Source organism: Streptomyces sp. M41, assembly GCF_043673425.1.
Taxonomy (GTDB): domain Bacteria; phylum Actinomycetota; class Actinomycetes; order Streptomycetales; family Streptomycetaceae; genus Streptomyces.
Map to the genome: position 1 here is coordinate 1 of NZ_JBIMKE010000040.1, position 23,480 is coordinate 23,480.

General features: G+C 72.1%; 18 protein-coding genes and 1 pseudogene. 15 read left to right on the forward strand and 4 right to left on the reverse strand.

What is annotated here, in order from left to right; all coding sequences use genetic code 11:
* Positions 1–143: 143 nt before the first annotated feature.
* Together ACHBTE_RS32580 and ACHBTE_RS32585 are read left to right on the forward strand one after the other, a co-directional pair.
* A pseudogene (locus tag ACHBTE_RS32580) lies at positions 144–986 on the forward strand (hypothetical protein); the annotation flags it as partial.
* A 234-nt stretch (positions 987–1,220) separates the two neighbouring features.
* Positions 1,221–1,973 (forward strand): hypothetical protein, encoded by a 753-nt coding sequence (locus tag ACHBTE_RS32585; protein ID WP_394728847.1) that lies wholly within the window; start codon positions 1,221–1,223, stop codon positions 1,971–1,973.
* A gap of 55 nt (positions 1,974–2,028) precedes the next feature.
* Here the strand turns inward: ACHBTE_RS32585 and ACHBTE_RS32590 are convergent, their stop codons facing one another.
* A complete protein-coding gene (locus tag ACHBTE_RS32590) occupies positions 2,029–3,321 on the reverse strand; it encodes a DUF1015 domain-containing protein (RefSeq protein WP_394728755.1) in 1,293 nt (430 codons plus the stop codon).
* A gap of 71 nt (positions 3,322–3,392) precedes the next feature.
* Between ACHBTE_RS32590 and ACHBTE_RS32595 the strand changes: the two genes are divergently transcribed.
* The 4 genes from ACHBTE_RS32595 to ACHBTE_RS32610 all read left to right on the forward strand — a co-directional run bounded on the left by ACHBTE_RS32595 (position 3,393) and on the right by ACHBTE_RS32610 (position 7,605).
* On the forward strand, positions 3,393–4,421 hold the full coding sequence (locus ACHBTE_RS32595) for an HAD hydrolase-like protein (protein WP_394728757.1): 1,029 nt from the start codon (positions 3,393–3,395) through the stop codon (positions 4,419–4,421).
* A 66-nt stretch (positions 4,422–4,487) separates the two neighbouring features.
* Positions 4,488–5,531 carry a FecCD family ABC transporter permease gene (locus ACHBTE_RS32600; protein ID WP_394728759.1) on the forward strand — a complete coding sequence of 348 codons (1,044 nt, stop codon included), beginning with the start codon at positions 4,488–4,490 and terminating at the stop codon, positions 5,529–5,531.
* 134 nt (positions 5,532–5,665) lie between these two features.
* The gene (locus tag ACHBTE_RS32605; protein WP_394728849.1) at positions 5,666–6,712 is read left to right on the forward strand and encodes a FecCD family ABC transporter permease; all 1,047 of its coding nucleotides are present in this window, start codon (positions 5,666–5,668) and stop codon (positions 6,710–6,712) included.
* Positions 6,709–7,605, forward strand: a complete 897-nt coding sequence (locus ACHBTE_RS32610; protein WP_394728761.1) for an ABC transporter ATP-binding protein — start codon at positions 6,709–6,711, stop codon at positions 7,603–7,605. Before ACHBTE_RS32605 ends, ACHBTE_RS32610 begins: the two co-directional genes overlap by 4 nt.
* 61 nt (positions 7,606–7,666) lie before the next feature.
* Here ACHBTE_RS32610 and ACHBTE_RS32615 read toward each other — a convergent pair whose 3' ends face one another.
* Positions 7,667–8,014 (reverse strand): sterol-binding protein, encoded by a 348-nt coding sequence (locus ACHBTE_RS32615; RefSeq protein WP_394728763.1) that lies wholly within the window; start codon positions 8,012–8,014, stop codon positions 7,667–7,669.
* Between the two features lie 42 nt (positions 8,015–8,056).
* Between ACHBTE_RS32615 and ACHBTE_RS32620 the strand changes: the two genes are divergently transcribed.
* The 6 genes from ACHBTE_RS32620 (at position 8,057) to ACHBTE_RS32645 (ending at position 14,399) form a co-directional block, all read left to right on the forward strand.
* Positions 8,057–8,425: a hypothetical protein gene (locus tag ACHBTE_RS32620; protein ID WP_394728765.1), complete on the forward strand. Its 369-nt coding sequence runs from the start codon at positions 8,057–8,059 to the stop codon at positions 8,423–8,425.
* A 7-nt stretch (positions 8,426–8,432) separates the two neighbouring features.
* On the forward strand, positions 8,433–9,248 hold the full coding sequence (locus ACHBTE_RS32625) for a TlyA family RNA methyltransferase (protein ID WP_394728767.1): 816 nt from the start codon (positions 8,433–8,435) through the stop codon (positions 9,246–9,248).
* Positions 9,245–10,150 (forward strand): NAD kinase, encoded by a 906-nt coding sequence (locus ACHBTE_RS32630; protein ID WP_394728769.1) that lies wholly within the window; start codon positions 9,245–9,247, stop codon positions 10,148–10,150. The genes ACHBTE_RS32625 and ACHBTE_RS32630 overlap by 4 nt, the downstream gene beginning before the upstream one ends.
* A gap of 140 nt (positions 10,151–10,290) precedes the next feature.
* Positions 10,291–12,009, forward strand: coding sequence for a DNA repair protein RecN (recN, locus tag ACHBTE_RS32635; protein WP_394728851.1), 1,719 nt, complete (start codon positions 10,291–10,293; stop codon positions 12,007–12,009).
* Between the two features lie 133 nt (positions 12,010–12,142).
* A complete protein-coding gene (locus ACHBTE_RS32640) occupies positions 12,143–12,907 on the forward strand; it encodes a hypothetical protein (protein WP_394728771.1) in 765 nt (254 codons plus the stop codon).
* A gap of 352 nt (positions 12,908–13,259) precedes the next feature.
* The gene (locus ACHBTE_RS32645; protein ID WP_394728773.1) at positions 13,260–14,399 is read left to right on the forward strand and encodes a glycosyltransferase family 4 protein; all 1,140 of its coding nucleotides are present in this window, start codon (positions 13,260–13,262) and stop codon (positions 14,397–14,399) included.
* Positions 14,400–14,406: 7 nt separating this feature from the next.
* Here ACHBTE_RS32645 and ACHBTE_RS32650 read toward each other — a convergent pair whose 3' ends face one another.
* Positions 14,407–16,104 (reverse strand): PucR family transcriptional regulator, encoded by a 1,698-nt coding sequence (locus tag ACHBTE_RS32650; RefSeq protein WP_394728775.1) that lies wholly within the window; start codon positions 16,102–16,104, stop codon positions 14,407–14,409.
* Positions 16,105–16,288: 184 nt separating this feature from the next.
* A complete protein-coding gene (locus ACHBTE_RS32655) occupies positions 16,289–18,091 on the reverse strand; it encodes a glycoside hydrolase family 15 protein (RefSeq protein ID WP_394728853.1) in 1,803 nt (600 codons plus the stop codon).
* 497 nt (positions 18,092–18,588) lie between these two features.
* On the opposite strand from ACHBTE_RS32655, the gene ACHBTE_RS32660 reads away from it, so the two are divergent.
* The 3 genes from ACHBTE_RS32660 to ACHBTE_RS32670 all read left to right on the forward strand — a co-directional run bounded on the left by ACHBTE_RS32660 (position 18,589) and on the right by ACHBTE_RS32670 (position 23,352).
* On the forward strand, positions 18,589–20,295 hold the full coding sequence (locus ACHBTE_RS32660; RefSeq protein ID WP_394728855.1) for a CTP synthase: 1,707 nt from the start codon (positions 18,589–18,591) through the stop codon (positions 20,293–20,295).
* Between the two features lie 99 nt (positions 20,296–20,394).
* Positions 20,395–21,021 carry an NUDIX domain-containing protein gene (locus ACHBTE_RS32665; RefSeq protein ID WP_394728777.1) on the forward strand — a complete coding sequence of 209 codons (627 nt, stop codon included), beginning with the start codon at positions 20,395–20,397 and terminating at the stop codon, positions 21,019–21,021.
* 243 nt (positions 21,022–21,264) lie between these two features.
* Positions 21,265–23,352, forward strand: coding sequence for a tetratricopeptide repeat protein (locus ACHBTE_RS32670; RefSeq protein ID WP_394728779.1), 2,088 nt, complete (start codon positions 21,265–21,267; stop codon positions 23,350–23,352).
* The last annotated feature ends 128 nt before the right edge of the window (positions 23,353–23,480 follow it).

Below are 23,480 nucleotides of genomic sequence, written 5' to 3' on the forward strand. Positions count from 1 at the left end.
ACCCGGAAGCTAAGCCTTACAGCGCCGATGGTACTGCAGGGGGGACCCTGTGGGAGAGTAGGACGCCGCCGAACAATCTTTGGGAAGGACCCCTGGTCACCAGCGTTCAGCTGGGACCAGGGGTCCTTTCGTTTTTACAATGCTTGCGGTACCGAAGACAGGAGCCACCGATGTCCACCAACTCTCCCGACGACCGACCGGAGCGCGACCAGCGGCGACGGGACGGTGGCGACCGCGGTGGCTACCGAGGAGACCGTGGTGACCGTGGCGGCTTCCGCCGCGACAACGACCGTGGTGGCTACGGGCGTCGGGACGATCGACGTGACGATCGCCGCGGTGACGACCGGGGCGGCGACCGCGGTGGCTTCCGCCGCGATGACCGCCGTGACGACCGTCGGGACGACCGTCGCGGTGATGATCGCGGTGGCTTCCGGCGTGACGACAATCGCGGCGGTGGCTACGGCCGGCGCGACGACCGGCGCGAAGGCGACCGGGGCTCCCGTCCCCCGTTCCGCAGGGACGACCGGTCCGGTGGACCTCGCAGGGATGACCGCGACCGTGGTGGCTTCCGGCGTGACGGCGATCGTCCGGCCTACCGCCGTGACGATCGTGGGGAGCGTCGCGACGCCGAGCGCGGAGGCTTCCGGCGCGATGACCGCCGGGACGAGCGCCGGGACGAGCGCCGGGATGACCGTCGCGACGACCGGCGTGGCGATGAGCGGGGTGGCTTCCGGCGCGACGACCGTGACCGTGGTGGCTTCCGGCGTGATGACAGCCGCGGTGGTGGCTACGGCCGGCGTGACGACCACCGGGGCGGGGACCGTCGTGGCGACGACCGTCGTGACGGTGACCGTAGTGGCTTCCGCCGTGACGATCGGGATCGTGAGTACCGCGGCGACGACCGTGACCGTGGTGGCTTCCGGCGTGATGACAGCCGCGGTGGCGGTTACGGCCGGCGTGACGACCGCCGTGACGACCGCCGTGGTGACGACCGTGAGCGTGGTGGCTTCCGGCGGGATGACCGTCGGGACGACCGTGGAGGTTTCCGGGGGCGGGACGACCGTGGCGGTCGTGGGCCCCGTCGAGACGACCGTGGTGGGCGGCCCGGAGGGTTCCGTGGGCGTGATGACCGGCGGGACGACCGACGCGGCGGTGGGCGGTTCCGTGACGAGCGGGACCGGGACCGTGACCGCGATCGGGATCGCGAGCCGATCAAGCGGCTGCCGATTCCCGAGGACGTCACGGGCGACGAGATCGACAAGGACGTCAAGCAGGAGCTCCAGAGCCTGCCCAAGACGCTCGCGGACGACGTCGCCAGGAACCTGGTGATGGTCGCCCGGCTCATCGACGAGGACCCCGAGGGCGCGTACGGCTACTCCAGGGTGGCCCTGCGGCTGGCGTCGCGTGTCGCGGCCGTACGAGAGGCGGCCGGGTTCGCGGCGTACGCGAACCAGAAGTACGGCGAGGCGCTCGCCGAGTTCCGGGCCGCTCGGCGGATGACCGGTCACACCGAACTGTGGCCCGTCATGGCCGACTGCGAGCGTGGGCTCGGGCGGCCGGAGAAGGCGCTGGACATGGCGGGGGCGCCCGAGGTGCAGAAGCTGGACAAGGCGGGGCAGGTCGAGATGCGGCTCGTCGCGGCCGGCGCCCGGCGGGACATGGGGCAGCTGGACGCGGCCATCGTGACGCTGCAGAGCCCCGAGCTCGCCTCCAACGCCGTACAGCCGTGGACCGCGCGGCTGCGGTACGCCTACGCGGACGCGTTGCTGGCCGCCGGGCGGCAGGGTGAGGCGCGTGAGTGGTTCGCCAAGGCTGTCGAGGCCGACAAGGACGGCAGCACGGATGCCTCCGACCGGCTCGCCGAGATGGACGGTGTCGAGTTCGTCGACGCCCTCTCGGAGGACGAGGCCAAGGATGGCCGCGACGGTGACGAGCAGGCCGAGGCCGGCTCGGACGAGAGCGCCGAGGACTGAGCGAAGCCTCAGGTGAGGGGCGGGATCCCGGACTGGGGTCCCGCCCCTTCGGCGTTCACAGGTCGAGGGCGCGCAGCACCAGGCCGGAGGCCGGCTTCGGACCGAACGATGTGGATTTGCGGGGCATCGTGACGCCCTGCCGGGCGAGGTCGCGTACGACGTCCTCGCGGACCGGGTGCATCAGGACGGCCGTACCGCCGTCGCGTTCCGCCTTGCTGACGGTGGCCGCGGTGTCGTGGATGTAGGCGATACGCGTGGGGTCGTCCTCGGGGATGTGCCAGATGTGGGCGAGGAGTGTGGCGTGCAGGACCGTCGCGTCCAGGGTGCGCCACGCGGGGGGCCGGTCGGTGGGGACCGTGCGGGCCAGAAGTCCCGGGTCGGGGTCGTCGACCAGGTGGAAGGCGCCGTCTCCGGCGAGGAGATAGGCGTTGCCCGTGCAGGCGGCGTCGGCCAGCGTCTCCAGGGCCTCGGCGAGCGGGACTTCGAGGCGGCGTACGCGGAACAGTCCGTCGAGGGCGGCCAGGGCGTCCGGTACGGGCAGGTCGTGCAGGAGGCGGTGGATGGCGCGGACGCGCAGGGGGTAGCGGGCCGTGTCGACCAGGAGGACCAGGCCGTGGTCCCAGGGGCTGGGTGAGGGGTGCTCCGCGCGTAGACGGCGATACGTCGCCCAGCGGTGGTGGCCGTCGGCGATCAGGGCCTGGCGGTGGCTCAGGTCGGACTGGACGAGGTCCAGATCGGCGGGGTCGGTGATCGACCACAGGCGGTGGCTGTAGCCGTCCTCGGTGGTCGTCGACAGCAAGGGCGGGCCCTCGGCCGTCCGCTCGATGACGGCTGTCGTGTCGGCTGTCGTGCCGTCGCCGCGGTAGGTCAGGAGCAGTGGTTCCAGGTTCGCGGAGGTCGCGCGCATCAGGGCGGCGCGGTCGGCGACCACATGGGGCATGACGTCCTCGTGCGGCAGCACCAGGCCCTCTGCCGGTTCCGAGACCCGCAGGGCGCCGATGACGCCGCGCTGGAGCATGCCGTCGCCGTCACGTTGCTCGTAGACGTAGAGGCCGGGTTCGGGATCGGCGGCCAGGACGCCTTCGGACAGCCAGTGGCGCAGGGTGGCCGCCGCCTGTTCGTTGCGGGCTCCGGCGGTGGCCGCCTGGGGGAGGATCAGGCGGACGATGTTGTACGGGTCCGCGTCCTGGAGGTGGTGCAGGCCGTCGGGGCGGACGACGACGTCGTACGGAGGAGAGGTGACGGCGGCCAGGCTGCCGACCCGGTCCGGGTCGTAGCGAAGCCCTCGGAACGGGGTGAGTTCGAGGCCTCGGCGCGCCGTTGCTTCCGGGTGACCTGCTGTGTTCATCCCGGCATCGTACGGGTGTCAGTGGCATGGGGGATGATCGGGGAAAGCCGTCGAACGAGGAGCGATGCGTAATGAGCCAGAGCGTCAGGACGAGGCCGGAGGGCAGTGGCCGTGCCCTGAGCGAGGCGTACGACACGGCGCTGCTCGACCTCGACGGTGTGGTGTATGCGGGCGGCAGTGCGATCGAGCACGCCGTGGAGTCGCTCGCCGTCGCTCGTGAGGGCGGGATGCATCTCGCGTACGTCACGAACAACGCCCTGCGGACTCCGGACACCGTGGCCGGGCATCTGACGGAGCTGGGGATACCGACGGGGGCGGACGACGTCATCACCTCGGCTCAGGCGGTCGCGCGGCTGATCAGTGAGCAGATGCCCGCCGGTGCCAGGGTGCTGGTGATCGGCGGGGAGGGGCTGCGGGTGGCGCTGCGCGAGCGCGGGCTGGAGCCGGTGGAGTCGGCGGACGACGATCCGGCGGCGGTCGTGCAGGGGTACGGCGGGCCCGAGCTGCCGTGGGGGCGGTTCGCGGAGGCCTCTTACGCCGTCGCGCGCGGGGTGCCCTGGTTCGCGTCCAACACCGACCTGACGATTCCGAGTGGGCGTGGGATCGCGCCCGGCAACGGGGCGGCGGTCGAGGTCGTGCGGATCGCCACCGGTGCCGAGCCGCAGGTGGCGGGCAAGCCGTTGCCCCCCATGCATCGGGAGACGATCCTGCGCACCGGTGCCGAGCGGCCGTTGGTGGTCGGGGACCGGCTGGACACGGACATCGAGGGGGCGTTCAACGGGGGAGTGGACTCACTGCTGGTGCTGACCGGGGTGACCGACGGCGCGCTGCTGCTCGCGGCGCCGCCCCAGCACCGCCCGACGTATGTCGACGCCGATCTGCGTGGGCTGCTCACCGGGCAGCCGGAGGTCGTCGCGGCCGGGGAGGGGTTCCGGTGCGGTGGCTGGACGGCGACGGCCGGTGCCGAGCGGCTTGAACTCGATGGTGAGGGGGAGTCCTTGGACGGGCTGCGGGCGCTGTGCGCGGCGGCCTGGAGCTCGGCCGGGGAGGGTGTGTGCACGCTGGAGACGGGGAAGGCGCTGGCTCGGCTGGAGCTGTGAGGGGCCCTTACGGCGGGGTCAGGAGCGGGATCGTGGCCGAATGGCAGGGTAGGCTAACCTAACTGCGTGTTGGTCGACAGTCCCCCCGAAAAGCGCGCGGAGCCCGGGTCCGCGCCGTCAACCCGACAGGCGATACGCGCCGTTGGGCTGCTCGTCTCTGTCCTGATCCTGGTGGTCGTCGCATCGGCGAGCATCGCGGTCGGCGCGAAACAGCTGTCCGTCGGCGAGGTCTGGCACGGACTGTTCCAAGCCTCCGGCACCTACGGCGACGTGGTGGTCGACGACCGGATCGCCCGCACCGTGCTGGGACTGCTCGTCGGAGCCGCCCTCGGCCTCGCCGGGGCCGTGCTCCAGGCCCTCACCCGCAATCCGCTCGCCGATCCCGGACTGCTCGGCATCAACGCGGGCGCGTCCGCCGCGGTCGTCACCGCCGTCACCTTCTTCGGCGTCACCAGCCTGCGCGGCTATGTCTGGTTCGCCTTCCTCGGTGCCGCCACGGTCGGCGCCATGGTGTGGTTCCTCGGCGGCAGCCGGGGCGCCACACCGGTACGGCTCGCGCTCGCGGGTACGGCGATCAGCGCCGCGCTCTACGGCTATCTCCAGGCCGTGATGATCATGGACAGTGCCGCGCTGAACAAGATGCGCTTCTGGACGGTCGGCTCGCTGTCTTCGGCGACGGACGCGACCATCGAGCAGGTGCTGCCGTTCCTCGTCATCGGCATGCTCCTCGCGCTCGCGCTCGCCCGGCCGCTGAACGCCATGGAGATGGGTGACGACACCGCCAGGGCCCTCGGCGCCAACCTGAACCGCACCCGCGTGCTGTCGATGCTCGCCGCGACGGTCCTGTGCGGTGCCGCGACCGCGGCCTGCGGACCGATCGTGTTCGTCGGCCTGATGGTGCCGCACGTCGTGCGGTCCTTCACCGGCCCGGACCTGCGCTGGATCCTGCCGTACGCGGCCGTCCTGTCGCCGGTGCTGCTGCTCGGTGCCGACGTCATCGGCCGGCTCGTCGCCCGGCCCTCCGAGCTCCAGGTCGGCATCGTCACCGCGATCGTCGGCGGACCGGTCTTCATCTTTCTCGTACGACGGCGGAGGACGGCCCAGCTGTGAGGACCGTACGGAAGAGCGAGGCGAAGGGCGTCGTGAAGAGCGAAGCACGGGACGAGGCCGTCGAGGGCGCGAAGGACGAGGTGAACGAGGCGAACGGGGCGAACGGGCGCGCGAAGGGTGGGGCGCGGGCCGCGGTGCGGACCGGACGTGGCAGCCGTACCGTGCGGACGCCGGGCGGGCTCTCGGTCCGGCTGGATGTGCGGGCGCTGACCGCCGTCGTCCTGCTGCTCGTCGCCGCGCTCGCGGCGAGCGTGCTGCTGATCGGCACCGGCGACTTCCCGATCACTGCGGGCGACGTACTCAAGACGCTGCTCGGCGACGGGAACGCGGGGCAGGAGTTCATCGTCAAGGACCTGCGGCTGCCGCGGGTCCTCGTCGGGCTCCTGGTCGGCGCCTCCCTCGGCCTCGGCGGCGCGCTGTTCCAGGCGCTGTCCCGCAACCCGCTGGGCAGCCCCGACATCCTCGGCCTCGGACAGGGGGCCACGGCCGGGGCGCTCCTGGTGGTCGTGATCTTCTCCGGGGACGCCAGGCAGATCACGGTCGGTGCGCTCGTCGGCGGACTCGCGACCGGACTCGCCATCTATCTGCTCGCGTGGAAGCGGGGCGTGCACGGTTATCGGCTGGTCCTGGTCGGTATCGGCATGTCCGCGATCATGACGGCCGTCAACGGCTATCTGCTGACCAAGGCCGACCTGGTCGACGCGGCCCGTGCGGTCGTATGGATGACCGGGTCCCTCAGTGGCCGGGACTGGGAGCAGGTCTGGCCGCTGCTCGCGCTGTGCGCCGTGCTCGTGCCGCTCGTCCTCGCCAACGGGCGCGGACTGCGGATGATGGAGATGGGCGACGACGTCTCGTACGCCCTCGGCGTGCGCGTCGAACGCGTACGGCTGCTGCTGATGGTGTGCGCCGTGCTGCTCACCGCCGCCGCCACCGCCGCGGCCGGCCCCGTCAGCTTCGTGGCGCTCACCGCCCCGCAGCTGGCCCGGCGCCTGACCCGCTCGCCCGGCCCGAACCTGCTGCCCTCGCTGTGCATGGGCGCCGCTCTCCTCGTCACCGCCGACTGGATCTCCCAGCGCGTCTTCGGCGCCGACCAGCTGCCCGTGGGCGTGGTCACGGGTGTCCTCGGTGGGGTGTACCTGCTGTGGCTGCTGGTCACCGAGCGCAGGGCGGGCCGGATATGAGCGCCGACAGCCGCATCGGCAGCGCGTCGAAGAACGGACTGAACCATCGAAGGAGCACAAGGAGCACTGTGAACCGCCTGTCCGCCGACAACGTCACCCTCGCCTACGACCAGCGGGTCATCGCCGAGCAGCTGTCGGTGGAGATACCCGACAACTCCTTCACCGTGATCGTCGGCCCGAACGCCTGCGGCAAGTCGACGCTGCTGCGGGCGCTGTCCCGGATGCTCAAGCCCAGCCAGGGCCGGGTCCTGCTGGACGGGCAGACCATCCAGTCGATGCCGGCGAAGAAGGTCGCCCGCACGCTGGGCCTGCTGCCGCAGTCCTCGATCGCGCCCGACGGGATCACCGTCGCCGATCTCGTCGGCCGCGGCCGGTATCCGCACCAGGGGCTCCTGCGCCAGTGGTCCACCGAGGACGAGCGGGTCGTCCAGGAGTCGATGGAGCAGACCGGGGTCGCCGAGCTCGCGGATCGCTATGTCGACGAACTGTCCGGCGGGCAGCGCCAGCGGGTGTGGATCGCGATGGCGCTCGCCCAGCAGACGCCGCTGCTGCTGCTCGACGAGCCGACGACGTACCTCGACATCCAGCACCAGATCGACGTCCTCGACCTGTGCGCCGAGCTGCACGAGGAGCAGGGGCGGACCCTGGTCGCCGTGCTCCACGACCTCAACCACGCCGCCCGGTACGCCACGCATCTCATCGCGCTGCGCGGTGGGCAGGTCATCGCCGAGGGCGCCCCGAACGACATCGTCACGGCCGAGTTGGTCGAGCAGGTCTTCGGGCTGCGCTGCCAGGTGATCGACGACCCGGAGACGGGCACACCGCTCGTGGTGCCGGCGGCGCGGCAGGCACGCAGAGAGGTCGAGAAGGCAGCGGCTGCGAAGGCTTACTGAAGGGCCTTCGGTACGGGGGCTTCCTGAAGGGCTTTCAGTACGAGGCTTCCTGAGCCCGCGGCTACAGCAGCTTCCTTAGGTGCAGCAGATCACGCACGCCCGCGTGCAGTTTCACCCGGCCCGAGCCCCACGCCTTGGCGAAGTGGAGATCGCCGTCGACCAGGGCGATCAGGTCGTCGCCGGTCATGCTGAGTCTGATCTGGGCCTTCTCCCGGGGCGGTCCCTGGAGCGTGTCGTGGACGTGGATCCGGCCGCCCGCCATACGGCCGGCGAACGTCACGTCCAAGTCGGTGATGTGGCAGCTCACCGAGCGGTCCAGCACCGCGGCGTCGCGGACGTCCCCTTCGGCGTTCTGCATGTTGGCGGAGAGCTTCTCGAGTGCGGCGCGGCACTCCTCGGTCGTGGCCATCGAGATCGACGGTACCCCAGGGCTTCGGGGTAGCGTCTGGGCATGAGCGACGCAGTTCCGGAGACGGAGATCCGGGAGACGCAGATCCCGGAGACGGCGATCCCGGCGGCGGAGATCGCGGTGGCGGAGGCCGAGGCCGTGGCGGTGGCGGTGGTCGAACCCGAGTACGACCCCGGCGCCCCCGAGTACGACCCCGGCGCCCCCGCCCCCCTGAGCGTCCCCCGCACCCCCACCGGCCACGCCGATGTCGACGCCCAGCTGGAGCGGCTGGGTGACGCCGACCACCTGGCCACCGACGGGCACATCGAGGTGTACGAGGATGTACACCGGGGGCTGCGCGACGCGCTCACCGCGCTCGACGCCCGCCCGGGACCTCCGGCGCCCTCACCGTCGTACGGACATAGGAGCTGAACCGAACGTGGCAGGAGTCGCACGCCGTCGTCTCGACGCGGAGCTGGTCCGCCGGAAGCTCGCGCGTTCGCGTGAGCACGCCGGCCAGCTGATCGCCGCCGGCCGGGTGACCGTCGGCAAGACCGTCGCGACGAAGTCGGCCACGCAGGTGGAGACCGCGGCGGCCATCGTCGTCACCGCCGACGACAGCGACCCCGACTACGTCTCACGCGGCGGGCACAAGCTGGCGGGCGCGCTAGCGGCGTTCGTGCCGCAGGGGCTGGTCGTCGAGGGGCGGCGGGCGCTCGACGCCGGCGCGTCCACCGGGGGCTTCACCGACGTCCTGCTGCGGTCCGGGGCCACGCACGTCGTCGCCGTCGACGTCGGCTACGGACAACTCGCCTGGACTCTCCGCAGTGATGAACGCGTCACCGTCAAGGACCGTACGAACGTACGCGAGTTGACGCTCGAGGCGATCGATGGGGAGTCAGTGGATCTTGTCGTGGGGGATCTGTCCTTCATCCCGCTCGGACTGGTGCTGCCCGCTCTGGTGCGGTGCGTCAAGCCGGACGCCGACCTGGTGATGATGGTCAAGCCGCAGTTCGAGGTGGGGAAGGAACGGCTGGGCAGCGGCGGGGTCGTCCGCAGCGCCCAGCTGCGGGCCGAGGCCGTGCGCGGCGTGGCCGAGAAGGCGTGGGAACTCGGGCTCGGGGTGAAGGGGGTCACGGCCAGCCCGTTGCCCGGGCCGTCGGGGAATGTCGAGTACTTTCTGTGGCTGCGTGCCGGGGCGCCCGCCCTGGACCCGGCCGACGTTGACCGTGCAGTAGCGGAGGGGCCGCGTTGACACAGGACCGAGCTCGTACTGTTTTTCTGCTCGCCCACACCGGGCGCCCCGCGGCCATTCGCAGCGCCGAGCTGGTGGTCAGGGGACTGCTGCGGTCGGGGATCGGCGTGCGCGTCCTGGAGGCCGAGGCGCAGGATCTGCCGCTGCCGGACGAGGTGCAGCTGGTCAAGGAGGCGACTGCGCAGTGCCTCGACGGATGCGAGCTGCTCATCGTGCTGGGCGGTGACGGGACGCTGCTGCGCGGCGCCGAGTTCGCGCGGGCGTCGGGGGTGCCGATGCTCGGGGTCAACCTCGGGCGGGTCGGGTTCCTCGCGGAGGCCGAGCGGGACGATCTCGACAAGGTCGTCGACCGGGTGGTGACCAAGGCGTACGAGGTCGAGGAGCGGATGACCGTCGACGTCGTGGTGCATCAGAACGGCGACATCGTGCACACGGACTGGGCGCTGAACGAGGCGGCCGTGCAGAAGGCCGGGGCGGAGAAGCTGCTCGAGGTCGTGCTGGAGATCGACGGACGGCCGGTGACGGGGTTCGGGTGCGACGGCATCGTGCTGTCCACGCCGACCGGGTCGACGGCGTATGCCTTCTCCGCGGGCGGACCGGTGGTGTGGCCCGAGGTGGAGGCGTTGCTGATGGTGCCGATCAGCGCGCACGCCTTGTTCGCGAAGCCGTTGGTGACGTCGCCGGATTCGGTGCTGGCGGTGGAGGTGCTGCCGCACATCCCACCGGGGGTGCTGTGGTGCGACGGCCGGCGGACCGTCGAGTTGCCGCCCGGCGCGCGGGTGGAGGTGCGGCGCGGGGCCGTGCCGGTGCGGCTGGCCCGGTTGCATCACGCATCGTTCACGGATCGGCTGGTCGCGAAGTTCGCGTTGCCGGTTTCCGGTTGGCGGGGAGCACCGCATTAGGGCGCCTGCGGGCCTTGCACTCGCCTGGGTGACATGTGCGGCCGGTACACATTCGTCACCTGGACCTTCACAGGACTGGGACCGGGGGGCGTCGCACTCCCGGCCCCTGACCTCGTAAGGTCGTGTCCGTGTTGGAGGAGATGCGGATACGGTCGCTCGGAGTCATCGACGACGCGGTCGTCGAGTTGTCGCCCGGGTTCACCGCCGTCACGGGTGAGACGGGTGCCGGCAAGACCATGGTGGTCACGAGCCTGGGGTTGCTCCTCGGTGGGCGGGCGGACCCGGCGCTGGTGCGGATCGGGGCCAAGAGCGCGGTCGTGGAGGGGCGGATCAGCGTCGCCGCCGACGCGTCGGCCGTGGTGCGGGCCGAGGAGGCGGGTGCCGAGCTCGACGACGGTGCGTTGCTGATCAGCCGTACCGTTTCCGCCGAGGGCCGGTCGCGGGCGCATCTGGGCGGACGCAGCGTCCCGGTCGGACTGCTCGCCGAGCTCGCCGACGACCTGGTGGCCGTGCACGGGCAGACCGATCAGCAGGGGCTGCTGAAGCTCTCCCGGCAGCGGCAGGCGCTCGACCGGTACGCGGGGGACTCCGTCGCCGTGCCGCTCGCCAAGTACACCGAGGCCTACCGGCGGCTGCGGGCCGTCTCCGTCGAGCTCGACGAGATCGTCACACGCGCGCGTGAGCGGGCCCAGGAAGCCGACCGGCTGCGCTTCGGGCTGGAGGAGATCGCCGGGGTCGAGCCCCGGGCCGGGGAGGACGTGGAGCTCGCGGAGGAGGCGGAACGGCTCGGGCACGCCGAGGCGCTGTCGTCCGCCGCCACGGCCGCGCACGCCGCCCTGGCCGGCAACCCGGAGGACCCCGAGGGCATCGACGCCGCCACGCTCGTCGCGGGGGCGCAGCGGGCTCTGGACGCGGTGCGGGCGCACGATCCGGCGCTGGCGGCGCTGGCCGACCGGATCGGGGAGATCGGGATCCTGCTGGGCGATGTGGCCGGGGAGCTCGCGGGATACGCCGACGACCTGGACGCCGATCCGCTGCGGCTCACGGCCGTCGAGGAACGCCGGGCCGCGCTGACCACGCTCACCCGCAAGTACGGCGAGGACGTCGCCGCCGTGCTCGCCTGGGCCGAGGAGAGCAGCAGCCGGCTGACCGAGCTGGACGGCGACGACGAGCGGATCGACGAGCTGACCGCCGAGCGGGACGGGCTGCGCGCCGAGCTGGGCGGGCTGGCGCAGGCGCTGACCGACGCGCGCACCGAGGCCGCCGAGAGGTTCGCCGCCGCCGTGACCGCGGAGCTGGCCTCGCTCGCCATGCCGCACGCGCGCGTGTCCTTCGACATCCGGCAGACCGAGGACCCGCAGGGCGTTCAGGTCGGGGGCCGCACGGTCGCCTACGGGGCGTCGGGTGCGGACGAGGTGGAGTTGCTGCTGGCTCCCCACCCGGGAGCGCCGCCGCGGCCGATCGCCAAGGGAGCCTCCGGTGGTGAGCTCTCGCGCGTGATGCTGGCCGTCGAGGTCGTGTTCGCGGGGACCGACCCCGTGCCGACCTACCTCTTCGACGAGGTCGACGCCGGTGTCGGTGGCAAGGCAGCCGTGGAGATCGGGCGGCGGCTGGCGCGGCTGGCGAGGAGCGCGCAGGTCGTGGTGGTGACGCATCTGCCGCAGGTCGCGGCCTTCGCCGACCGGCAGTTGCTCGTCGAGAAGACCAATGACGGGTCGGTCACCCGGTCCGGGGTGAAGGTCCTGGAGGGCGAGGAACGGATCCGGGAGCTGTCCCGGATGCTCGCCGGGCAGGAGGACTCCGAGACGGCGCGGGCCCATGCGGAGGAGCTGCTGGAGACGGCCCGGGCGGACCGGTAACCGGCACCGCGGCGCCTGGTCGCCGGGGCGGACGACAACCGTCACCTCGGGCTGACCCTGGCCGGCGCTGCGGGCGGTCCGGCAGACGTCCGTGCCGGGCGGGGATGTCAGTGGCGGGCCGTAGGGTGGCCGCATGATCGAACGTGCCCCGAGGTTCCGCTCCTTCGGCCTCTGTGCCGCTCTCACTCGTGCCGCCGTCGCCGGACTGCGTGCCGCGGCTCCCGGTGGTCGTGCGCGCTGGGAGCGGAAGAACTACGCCGGTGGCACCGTGGAGTTGTACGCCGGTGCCGCCTGCGCGCTGGCCGCTGCCGTGGGTGCGGGGCGGATACGGCCGGCCGCCGGGGCCGCGGTCGCCGTCGCGGCAGCCTGCGGGGCGTACGACGACGTCGCCGGGGCCGGGAACCCCCGCCGCGGCTTCCGGGCGCACCTCGGCACTCTGCGGGACGGCGAAGTCACCAGCGGGGCGGTCAAGTTGATCGGGATCTCCGCCGCGGGGCTCGTGGCGGGCGCGTTCCTGAAGGAGCGGCCGGTGGACAAGGTGCTCGCGGGCGTGGTGATCGCCGGGGCCGCCCACTTCGTCAACCTCGTGGACGTACGCCCGGGCAGGGCCGCCGCAGCGGTCCTCGCGCTCGGTGCGCCGGGGCTGCTCCGGGCGGGGTCCGGCGCCGGGATCGCCGCCGCGGCCATGGGTGCCGCGGCTGCAGTACTGCCCGACGACCTCGGGGAGCGGGCGATGATCGGTGACACGGGCGCCCATGCGCTGGGCGCGGCCCTCGGCGCCGCCGTCGTCGCCGGGAACGGCCGGACCGGACTGGCCGTGCATGCAGCGGCCCTCGTGGCCGCCGCGGCGTACGGCGACAAGGTGAGCGAGGTGGCGCGGAGAGGGGGCGGGCGTTGACGTGGGGCGGCCCGACGGGGCGGCGCTGACGGGCGGCGCTGACGGGGGCGGGCAGGGCGGCAGGTCGGCCGAGGCGGGCCCGGTGAAGCAGTGGGTCCGGGCCGCCGGCGTGGCGCGCCTCCGCATTCGAACGGAACCTTGCGGACTTCACCCACGTGGGTGACTCCCCGTGCCGTCTCACCCGCCCCGCGCCCACCCGCTCTCCTCCCGCCGTTCCCTGAACGCCCGCGGCTCCTGGCATCCTTGGCGTAAAGACGTCGTACGCGTAGGGATCCTCGCGGTACACCCCCTCCGCCCGATCCTTCTGTACGTTCTTCGTGACCGCCCGACCCGAACCAGGAGCCCCGGCCACGTGACCCCCGTGAGCAGCCACGCACCGCACGGCCAGTCCTCGCTGCGCACCGTGCAGGTGCTGGGCGGCGGCAACGCCGGCAGCAGCGCGCATGTGCGATCGCTGGCGTCGGGGCTGGTCGCGAGGGGCGTGCGGGTCACCGTGTGCGCCCCCGTCGAGGCCGATCACCGCTACGACTTCAGGGGTACCGGCGCCGACCATGTGCACGTGCCGCGCAGCAGTGACCCCGCCTCGGTCGCCGCCCTGCGCGCCGCCTGCGCCGAAGCCGACCTGGTGCACGCGCACGGCCTGCACGCCTCCTTCCGTACCGTGCTGGCGCTCAGCGGGCGGCGTACCCCGCTCGTCGTCACCTGGCACGACCGGGCGCAGGCCGAGGGCGCCGCCCGCGCCCATCTCGTAGGGCTGTTGGAGCGGCGAGTCGTCAAGACCGCCTCCGTCGTGCTCGGGTCCACCTCGACGCTCGTGGACCGGGCCCGTCGCACCGGTGCCCGGGACGCGCGCCTCGCCGCCGTGGCCATGCCGGCGCCCCGCCGGGTCGTCGAGCCGGACGACCCCGACCGGCTACGCCCCAAGGTGCGTGCCGAACTCGGCTCCACCGGACGCCCGTTGCTGATCGCCGTCGGCTCGCTGGAGCGGCATCGCGGGTACGACGTGCTGCTGGACGCCGCGCGCGCGTGGCTGCGGCTCGATCCCGTGCCGCTGGTCGTGATCGCGGGCGAGGGCGCGCTGCGGGCGGCTCTGCAACGCCGGATCGAGGACGAGGGGCTGCCCGTACGGCTCATCGGGCGGCGCGACGACGTCTGCGAGCTGCTCGCCGCGGCCGACGTGGCACTCCTGACCAGCAGTTGGGAGTCCCGCTCGCTGCTGGCGCAGGAGGCCCTGCACGCGCGCGTGCCGCTCGTCGCCACCGACGTCGGCGGCATCCCGGAACTCGTCGGAGACGCGGCCGAACTCGTGCCGTACGGCGACGCGAAGGCCCTCGCCGACACCGTCGTACGGCTGCTCGCCGACCCCGAGCGGCAGGAACTGCTCAGGGAGCGGGGCGCGCGGCAGGCGGCGACCTGGCCGACCGAGGACGAGACCGTCGCCCAAGTCCTCAGCGTCTACGACGAGTTGACGCAGCCCCAACCCATGATCTGACCGCCCGCTACGGCACGTGCCGACGTGCCCGCAGCGCCAGGCTCAACGCCAGCACCGTCTGCGGGTCGTCGAGGTCCGTGCCCAGCAACTCGCCGATGCGGGCGAGGCGGTTGTAGAGCGTCTGCCGGTTCAGGTGCAGTTCGCGGGCCGTCTCCGCCTTCCGGCCCGCGTGCGCCAAGTACGTCTCGAGCGTGGGCAGCAGCGGCGGCCTGGACCGGTCGTCGTGGTCGCGGAGCGGGCCGATCGCGCGGTCCACGAAGGCAGCGAGGTCCGGATGGTCGCGCAGCCGCCACAGCAGCAGGTCGATGTCCAGGCGCCGGGCGTCGTACCAGGGGCGGTCCGACAGGCCCTGGGCCGCCGTCGCCGTCTCCGCCGCGTGTCTGAGGCCCGCCGAGGCCGCCGTCCAGCCACCGGCCACCCCGACGACCACGACCGGCGGCTGCGCCCCGTGCCGCTGGACCCCGGCACGTTCCACGCCCGCCCGCAGCGCCGTCGCGACCCGGTCCGCGACCGTCGACCGCTCCGACTCCGCGCGCAGCCCCAGCAACACCAGGACCCGGCCCTCCACGGGCCGTACGCCGAGCAGCACCGGAACCCCGACCGAGGCCAGCTCCTCCGCGACCGCGCGCGCCAGCACCGCCCAGCCTCCCCCGCTCTCGGCTCCGCCCGAGCCGCCGGCACCCCCACCGGCCGACAGCACGTCACCCAGCCGCATCACCACCGGCAGCAACGGGCTCCGGCCCGGCTTGAACCCCAGCACGCGCGCCTGCGCCGGGGCGTCCTCGGCCGTGATCCGGCCCTCCGCGAGGTCGGTGAGGAAGTCGCCACGCCCCCGTGCCGCCAGCTCCTCCTCCTGCCGGGCCTGCATCAGCACCACGGCCATGATGCCCGCGGCACGCTCGGCCGCCATCCGGTGAACGGGTGCGAGCGGGCCCCGGACCGGCAGGAGAACGAGCCGGGCACGCACCGAGCCCGTGCCCGGCCCGCCGCCCGGCACATCCACCAGCACTGACCCGACGGGCGGCGGCGCGTTTTTGTGCTGCCCCCGCAGCCCCTCCCACACCTGCAACGGGTCCGCGCCCTCGGGGCCCGCCCCGGCGGCATACAGCAGCAGACCCTCCGTCGTCTCCAGGAAGACCGGGTTTCCGCAGAAGTCGGCCAGGATCCCGAGCACTTGGGGCACCCCACCGCCGCCGAGCAGAGCCTGCGTGCACCGGCGGTGCACCTCCTCCGCCCGTTGCAGCAGTGCGTAGTGGCCGTTGACGATCTCGGTGTGGATCTCCTCGGTGACCGTCACGAACGGCACCTCGCGGTGCAGCTGCACCAGCGGCAGACCCGCCGTGCGGGCCGTGTCGATCAGCGCCGCGGGCAGCCGTGTGAAACGCGGGCCGAGCTCGACGACAAGGGCGGCGATGCCGCGCTCGGCCAGGGTGCGCACGAACGCGCGCTGGTCGGCCGGCCGGGTGCCGAGGCCGTAGCCGGTGGTCAGCAGCAGCTCGCCGCCCTTCAGCAGGGACGCGATGTGGGGCACCTCGCCCGCGTGCACCCAGCGCACGGTACGCCCCAGCCGGTCGCCGCCCGCGAGGATCTCCGGGAGCCCGCTGCGCAGGCCGGGAAGCTCCAGCGCCCGCCGCACGGTGATCCCGGCGCCCTGGGTGCCGAACCCGCTCTCCATACCGCCCGTACCGCCCGTACCGCTGTCCATAGGCGGACGCTACCCGGGGCGTGGCCCGATGACATATCCGGAAGGGGGGAGGGCCCGGGAAGTGCTCGTGAGCGGGGTGTTCGGCGGGCGGAGCGCTCACCCCGGCCGGACCGGGCCGGGGCGCGTGCCTGGCCCCCGGTGCCGCAGGAGAACGGCCGTCGGGCGGGGCATCGCAGAGGCTCTGTCAGCCGCCGTACGCCCCGGACGCCGTCAGTCGCAGTGCGGTGTCGATCAGCGGGACGTGGCTGAATGCCTGCGGGAAGTTGCCGACCTGGCGCTGGCGGACCGGGTCCCACTCCTCGGCCAGCAGACCGAGGTCGTTGCGCAGCGACAGCAGCTTCTCGAACAGCTTGCGGGCCTCGTCGACACGGCCGATCATCGCCAGGTCGTCCGCCATCCAGAACGAGCAGGCCAGGAAGGCGCCCTCGTCACCGGGAAGGCCGTCGACGCCCTCGTCCTCGCCCTCCGTCGGGTAGCGCAGGATGAAGCCGTCCGGCGTCGACAGCTCGCGCTGGATCGCCTCGATGGTGCCGATGACGCGCTTGTCGTCCGGCGGCAGGAAGCCCATCTGAGGGATCAGCAGCAGGGAGGCGTCCAGCTCCTTCGAGCCGTACGACTGCGTGAACGTGTTGCGCTCCTTGTCGTAGCCCTTCTCGCACACGTCCCGGTGGATCTCGTCGCGCAGTTCCTTCCAGCGCTCCAGCGGGCCGTCCGCGTCGCCGGACTCGATGAGCTTGATCGTCCGGTCGACGGCGACCCAGGCCATCACCTTGGAGTGCACGAAGTGGCGGCGCGGGCCGCGCACCTCCCAGATGCCCTCGTCCGGCTCCTGCCAGTGGTCCTCCAGGTAGCGGATCAGCTTCAGCTGGAGCAGGGAGGCGTAGTCGTTGCGGGCCAGGCCCGTCATGTGCGCCAGGTGCAGGGCCTCGGTGACCTCGCCGTACACGTCCAGCTGAAGCTGGTGCGCGGCGCCGTTGCCGACCCGCACGGGGGCGGATTTCTCGTAGCCGGGCAGCCAGTCCAGCTCGGCCTCGCCGAGCTCGCGCTCGCCGGCGATGCCGTACATGATCTGGAGGTTCTCCGGGTCGCCCGCGACGGCCCTGAGCAGCCACTCGCGCCAGGCTCGCGCCTCCTCGCGGTAGCCGGTGCGAAGCAGCGAGGACAGGGTGATCGCCGCGTCGCGCAGCCAGGTGTAGCGGTAGTCCCAGTTGCGGACGCCGCCGATGTCCTCGGGCAGCGAGGTCGTCGGGGCGGCCACGATGCCGCCCGTCGGGGCGTACGTCAGTGCCTTGAGGGTGATCAGCGAGCGGATGACCGCCTCGCGGTAGGGCCCGTGGTACGTACAGTGCTCGACCCACTCGCGCCAGAAGTCCTCCGTCGCCACCAGCGACTGCTCCGGCTCCGGCAGGGCCGGCGGCTGCTTGTGCGAGGGCTCCCAGGAGATGGTGAACGCGATCCGCTCGCCCGGGGCGACCGTGAAGTCCGAGTACGTCGTCAGCGACTTGCCGTACGTCTCGGTCTCCGCGTCGAACCACACGGAGTCCGGACCGGCGACGGCGACCGTACGGCCCTCGTGCTTGTGCACCCACGGCACGACCCGGCCGTAGGAGAAACGCATCCTGAGCGCCGAGCGCATCGGCACCCGGCCGGAGACGCCCTCCACGATCCGGATCAGCTGGGGCGCGCCGTCACGCGGCGGCATGAAGTCGATCACCCGGACCGTGCCGCGCGGCGTGTCCCACTCGGACTCCAGGATCAGGGAGTCACCGCGGTAGCTGCGCCGGGCCGCGGTGGGCGGCGGGGCGTCGGAGGCATGGGCGGGGCCGAGCCGCCAGAAGCCGTGCTCCTCGGTGCCCAGCAGGCCGGCGAAGATGGCATGCGAGTCGAAGCGGGGCAGGCACAGCCAGTCGACTGTGCCGTCCCGGCAGACCAGTGCGGCGGTCTGCATGTCTCCGATGAGTGCGTAGTCTTCGATGCGCCCGGCCACGTGCAACTCCAGTCGAACGGCCACGTCACCCCCTTCTGGCAAGGGGGCTCTCGCTAGTGCGGTCAAGGGGTGGGTTTTGTGATGCGTCGTTGAGCCGTGAAGCAAAGCAGTCGTCTCGGCCGTGAGGCAAAACGACAGTCTCTTCTCGGCGATCTCTGCTCAACGAACTGACGAGCTCTTGTTGTTCCGGTGGTTACGGGCGAGGGGTGGTGCCGTGTTGCCGGCCGGGCTCGGCAGCGAATGTCCGAGCAGGATACGACGCACGTAGATGATCTGCGTGCCGCTCCGGGCAACCCGGGTCGGCCGAACGGGTGAGCAATGGGTGACCGATGCGCGGGAAATCGGTGAAGCGTGCGGATCCGTGCCCACTCGTGCGCGGAGCGTGGCCGGAAGCCATCGGTCCCCGTCGCTGATACCCTGGTAGCCCGTGGACCGGTGGGCGTGAAGACCCCCGAACCGCACTTCAAGATCGCGACCACGGGAGCCCCCTCTTGGCCATGCCGCCCGCTGCTTTTCGAAACAGCACCACGACGACCAAGCACATCTTCGTCACCGGGGGTGTCGCCTCCTCGCTCGGCAAGGGCCTGACGGCCTCCAGCCTCGGCATGCTCCTCAAGGCGCGGGGTCTGCGCGTCGTCATGCAGAAGCTGGACCCGTACCTCAATGTCGACCCTGGCACGATGAACCCCTTCCAGCACGGTGAGGTGTTCGTCACCAACGACGGCGCCGAGACCGACCTGGACATCGGCCACTACGAGCGATTCCTCGACCGCGACCTGGACGGATCCGCGAACGTCACCACCGGTCAGGTGTACAACACCGTGATCGCCAAGGAGCGGCGCGGCGAGTACCTGGGCGACACCGTGCAGGTCATCCCGCACATCACCAACGAGATCAAGCACCGCATCCGCCGCATGGCGACGGACGAGGTCGACGTCGTGATCACGGAGGTCGGCGGCACGGTCGGCGACATCGAGTCGCTGCCGTTCCTGGAGACCGTCCGCCAGGTCCGTCACGAGGTCGGCCGGGACAATGTCTTCGTCGTCCACATCTCGCTCCTGCCGTACATCGGCCCCTCGGGTGAGTTGAAGACGAAGCCGACCCAGCACTCGGTTGCGGCTCTGCGCAACATCGGTATTCAGCCAGATGCGATCGTGCTGCGCTGCGACCGTGAGGTGCCCACCGCGATCAAGCGCAAGATCTCGCTGATGTGCGACGTCGACGAGGCGGCCGTGGTGGCCTGCCCCGACGCCCGCTCGATCTACGACATCCCGAAGACCGTGCACGGCGAGGGCCTGGACGCCTATGTCGTCCGCAAGCTCGACCTGCCGTTCCGCGACGTGGACTGGACGACCTGGGACGATCTGCTGGACCGCGTCCACAACCCCGACCACGAGATCACCCTCGCGCTGGTCGGCAAGTACATCGACCTGCCCGACGCCTACCTCTCGGTCACCGAGGCACTGCGCGCCGGCGGCTTCGCCAACCGGGCCCGCGTGAAGATCAAGTGGGTCACCTCCGACGACTGCAAGACCCCGGCCGGTGCCAAGCAGCAGCTGGGCGACGTGGACGGCATCTGCATCCCGGGCGGCTTCGGCGACCGCGGTGTGCTCGGCAAGGTCGGCGCGATCAAGTTCGCCCGCGAGAACCGGATCCCGCTGCTCGGCCTGTGCCTGGGTCTTCAGTGCATCGTGATCGAGGCGGCCCGCAACCTCGCCGGCATCTCCGACGCCAACTCCACCGAGTTCGACCCGGCCACCGGCCACCCGGTCATCTCCACGATGGCCGAGCAGCTCGACATCGTCGCCGGTGAGGGCGACATGGGCGGCACGATGCGGCTCGGCATGTACCCGGCCAAGCTGGCGGAGGGCTCCATCGTGCGCGAGGTGTACGACGGCAAGGAGTACGTCGAGGAGCGGCACCGTCACCGGTACGAGGTGAACAACTCCTACCGGGCGGAGCTGGAGAAGAAGGCCGGCGTCCTGTTCTCCGGGGTGTCGCCCGACGGCAAGCTCGTCGAGTACGTCGAGTACCCGCGCGACGTCCACCCCTACCTGGTGGCCACGCAGGCCCACCCCGAACTGCGCTCGCGTCCGACGCGCCCGCACCCGCTGTTCGCCGGGCTCGTGAAGGCCGCCGTCGAGCGTCAGCTGGGTGAGGGGGCCCGGCCGCAGGGCGAGGGCGCCGACAAGAATTCGAAGTAACACGAGAGTTGTACGGTGGCCGGGGTGCAAACCTTCAAAGGTGGGCACCCCGGTTTTCCTTTGGCGGGTTCTTTTTGAAAGCGTGTGGAAGGGCAGGGCATGACGATCAAGGACACCCCGCAGGAGTGGGAGATCCGGGCGACGGACACCCCCTTCGTGGGCAACAAGACCTCCGTCCGCACGGACGACGTGGTCATGCCCGGTGGCTCGGTGGTGCACCGCGACTACCAGGTCCACCCCGGCTCGGTGGCCGTCCTCGCCCTCGACGCCGAGGACCGCGTCCTGCTCATCAAGCAGTACCGCCACCCCGTACGGCACAAGCTGTGGGAGATCCCGGCCGGACTGCTCGACGTCCCCGGTGAGAACCCGCTGCACGCCGCCCAGCGCGAGCTGTACGAGGAGGCGCACGTCAAGGCCGAGGACTGGCGGGTGCTGACGGACGTGTACACGACTCCCGGCGGCTGCGACGAGGCCGTACGGATCTTCCTCGCCCGTGATCTGTCCGAGGCGGACGGGGAGCGCTTCGAGGTGGAGGACGAGGAGGCCGACATGGAGCACGCGCGCGTGCCGGTCGACGAGCTCGTCCGAGGCGTGCTCGCGGGCGAGCTGCACAACAACTGCCTCGTCGTGGGCGTCCTGTCACTGGTCGCCGCGAGGAACGGCGACGGCCTCGACGCGCTGCGCCCGGCGGAGGCGCCTTGGCCGGCGCGCCCCTTCGACTCCTGAAGGCGGCCGCCCGAGCCGGCACGTCCGCATCACACTCGGACCGCTGCGCATCGCACTCGACCACCGCGCATCGCACTCGGACGACCCCACATACCCCCTCCGGTGTGAAGATCGGCTGATCCGATCGGGGGACCCGTCCGCCGTGCTCCGCACGGAACGTAGCAGAGCGTGAACTAGGCTCTGAACACGCCCGAACCGGAGTCCCGGCGGGCCGGTGCGTGTGGTGGGACGGGAGCGTGGCCCGTGACGGATCAGGTGGTGGACACAGGCGGCGTAAAGGTGTCGGCGCATTCCTCGGCCGACTACCAATTCCTGGGCCGGACGCGTGAGTTGAAGGAGCTGCGCGCCGACATCGAACGGGCCGGCCTGGACACCCTCTCCGGACGCAAGGCGCCACGCGCGCGCGTCCTGCTCATCGCGGGCCGCCCCGGCTCGGGCCGCACCGCGCTCGCCGAGGAACTCGTACGGCAGGTGGCGGACCGCTACGAGGACGGTGTGCTGCGCGCCCGGCTGAGTGAACCCGACGGCACCCCCGTTCCGGTCGGCCGGGTCGCCCGTGAGCTGCTGGCCGCCCTGGACCGGCCGACCCCGCCCGGCGCCGCCGAGGACGACCTCACGGCGTCCCTGCGCAAGGCCCTGGCAGACCGCCGGGTGCTGCTCCTGCTGGACGACGCCGCCGAGGCGGAGCAGGTCGACGCCCTGTTGCCGGACAGCCCCGGGTGCCTGGTCGTCGCCGTCTCCGGCGGGCCGCTCACCGGGATCTCGGACGTACGGCCCTGCACGCTCGGCGGCATGGACACCAAGTCGGCCGTCGAGCTGCTGTCCCGGCGGGCCGGCTCGGTCCGCATCACCGTCGACCCGCGTTCCGCCGAGGGCCTGGTCGAGGTCTGCCAGGGGCAGCCCGCCGCCCTGGTGCTGGCCGCCGGCTGGCTCGCCGCCCGCCCCAAGTCGACCGTCGCCGACCTCGCCAAGCACCTACGCGCCGAGGGCGAGGAGGGCGCACCGCTCGCCCGGATGTTCCGGCTCGTCCACGGGGCCCTGCCGACCACCGCCGCCCGGATACTGCGCCTGCTCTGTCTCGCCCCGGGCGGCTTCGTCGACCCGCACGTCGCCTCCGCCCTCGCCGGCTCCTCGGTCGACGGCGCCCGCACCACGCTGGACGAACTGGTCCTGCTCGGCCTCCTGCGCGCCGTCGACTCCCCGCTGCCGCAGTACCAGGTGCCGGCCTGCCTCCACCCCCACCTCAAGGCGCTCACCGAGAGCCAGGACCGCCCCGCCGAGCTCCAGCTCGCCTACGCCCGGATGCTGGAGCGCACGGTACGGCTGCTGCAGTCCTGCCGGGCGATCACCGAGACGGACAGCCCCGAGACCCGGCAGAAGCTCCTGGAGATGCCCCGCGCCCTGCGCTTTCCCAACCCCAGGGCCGCCGCGGACTGGCTGAGCATCCGCAGGCCCGCCCTGCTGGCCGCGGCCCGCGCCGCGGTCGCCGACGGGGAGCTGGACACCCTCGCCCGACGCCTGATGTCCCAGCTGGTCAGGGCGCTGGTCGTGCATGTCGGCACCCAGGCCGCCGCCGGTGATCTGTACGACATCCACGGCCTGGTCCTGGACGTGGCCGAGCGGCAGAACCTGCCCCGCGAGAAGGCCGCGGCCCTGCTGAACCTCGGGGACGTCGACGCCCGGACGGGGCGCACCCGGGCGGCCCTGGTGCGCTACCGGGCCGCGCTGGACGCCGGTCGGGAGGCCGAGGACCCCTATGCGGCCGGCCGCGCGATGGAATCCGTAGGCGGTGCCCACCTGGAGCTCGGGGACTACGACCGGGCGGCCGACTGGTTCGGCCGGGCGCTGGCCCAGCGGCTGGCCCGCGGCGAGCGCGCGGACGCCGCCAGGCTGTACGGCCGTATCGCCGCCGCGCACACCTTCGCGGGCCGCTACGGCGAGGCGATGCGCAACTGGCGGGCCGCGATCGCCGGGCACCGCAAGAACGGCGATGTCGCCGGGCATGCCCGGGCCTTGAGTGAGCTGGCGCGGGTCCAGGAGTACGCGGGGCGCCCCGAGGAGTCGCTGCGCACCTGCCAGGAGGCGGTGGACTGGGCGCGGCGTGCCGAGGACCCCCGGTTGCAGGCGGCGCTGTATCTGCGGCTCGCCGACACCCTGGAGCACCTGGGCGATCCCGCGGCGGCGCAGCTGCACCGGAGCGCCGCCGGGCGGATGCTGGGAGAGGAGCCTGAGGAGCTCGATGTGGCCGGGTCCGGGCCCGAGCAAGACGCTTTCGAGCCGGAAGCCGACTCTAACGCCTGCGAAATCCGTAGTGCATCCGCTGAAGATTGATGCAATGAAAGGCTAGACAGCGGGAACACCTTCATTAGACTGGCTCTGCCGCACCTTCTCCTGCGGTGTCTCCTGGTGTGCCCCCGCATGCCTGGATATGTCTTGCAATGCCCCACACCCCCTGAGTC

Bases quoted from the DNA above. Each gene is read 5' to 3' on its own strand.
- ACHBTE_RS32590 (WP_394728755.1), bottom strand. From the start codon at position 3,321: ATGAACACAGCAGGTCACCCGGAAGCAACGGCGCGCCGAGGCCTCGAA.
- ACHBTE_RS32595 (WP_394728757.1), top strand. From the start codon at position 3,393: ATGAGCCAGAGCGTCAGGACGAGGCCGGAGGGCAGTGGCCGTGCCCTG.
- ACHBTE_RS32610 (WP_394728761.1), top strand. From the start codon at position 6,709: ATGAGCGCCGACAGCCGCATCGGCAGCGCGTCGAAGAACGGACTGAAC.
- ACHBTE_RS32615 (WP_394728763.1), bottom strand. From the start codon at position 8,014: ATGGCCACGACCGAGGAGTGCCGCGCCGCACTCGAGAAGCTCTCCGCC.
- ACHBTE_RS32620 (WP_394728765.1), top strand. From the start codon at position 8,057: ATGAGCGACGCAGTTCCGGAGACGGAGATCCGGGAGACGCAGATCCCG.
- recN (WP_394728851.1), top strand. From the start codon at position 10,291: ATGCGGATACGGTCGCTCGGAGTCATCGACGACGCGGTCGTCGAGTTG.
- ACHBTE_RS32640 (WP_394728771.1), top strand. From the start codon at position 12,143: ATGATCGAACGTGCCCCGAGGTTCCGCTCCTTCGGCCTCTGTGCCGCT.
- ACHBTE_RS32650 (WP_394728775.1), bottom strand. From the start codon at position 16,104: ATGGACAGCGGTACGGGCGGTACGGGCGGTATGGAGAGCGGGTTCGGC.
- ACHBTE_RS32660 (WP_394728855.1), top strand. From the start codon at position 18,589: ATGCCGCCCGCTGCTTTTCGAAACAGCACCACGACGACCAAGCACATC.
- ACHBTE_RS32665 (WP_394728777.1), top strand. From the start codon at position 20,395: ATGACGATCAAGGACACCCCGCAGGAGTGGGAGATCCGGGCGACGGAC.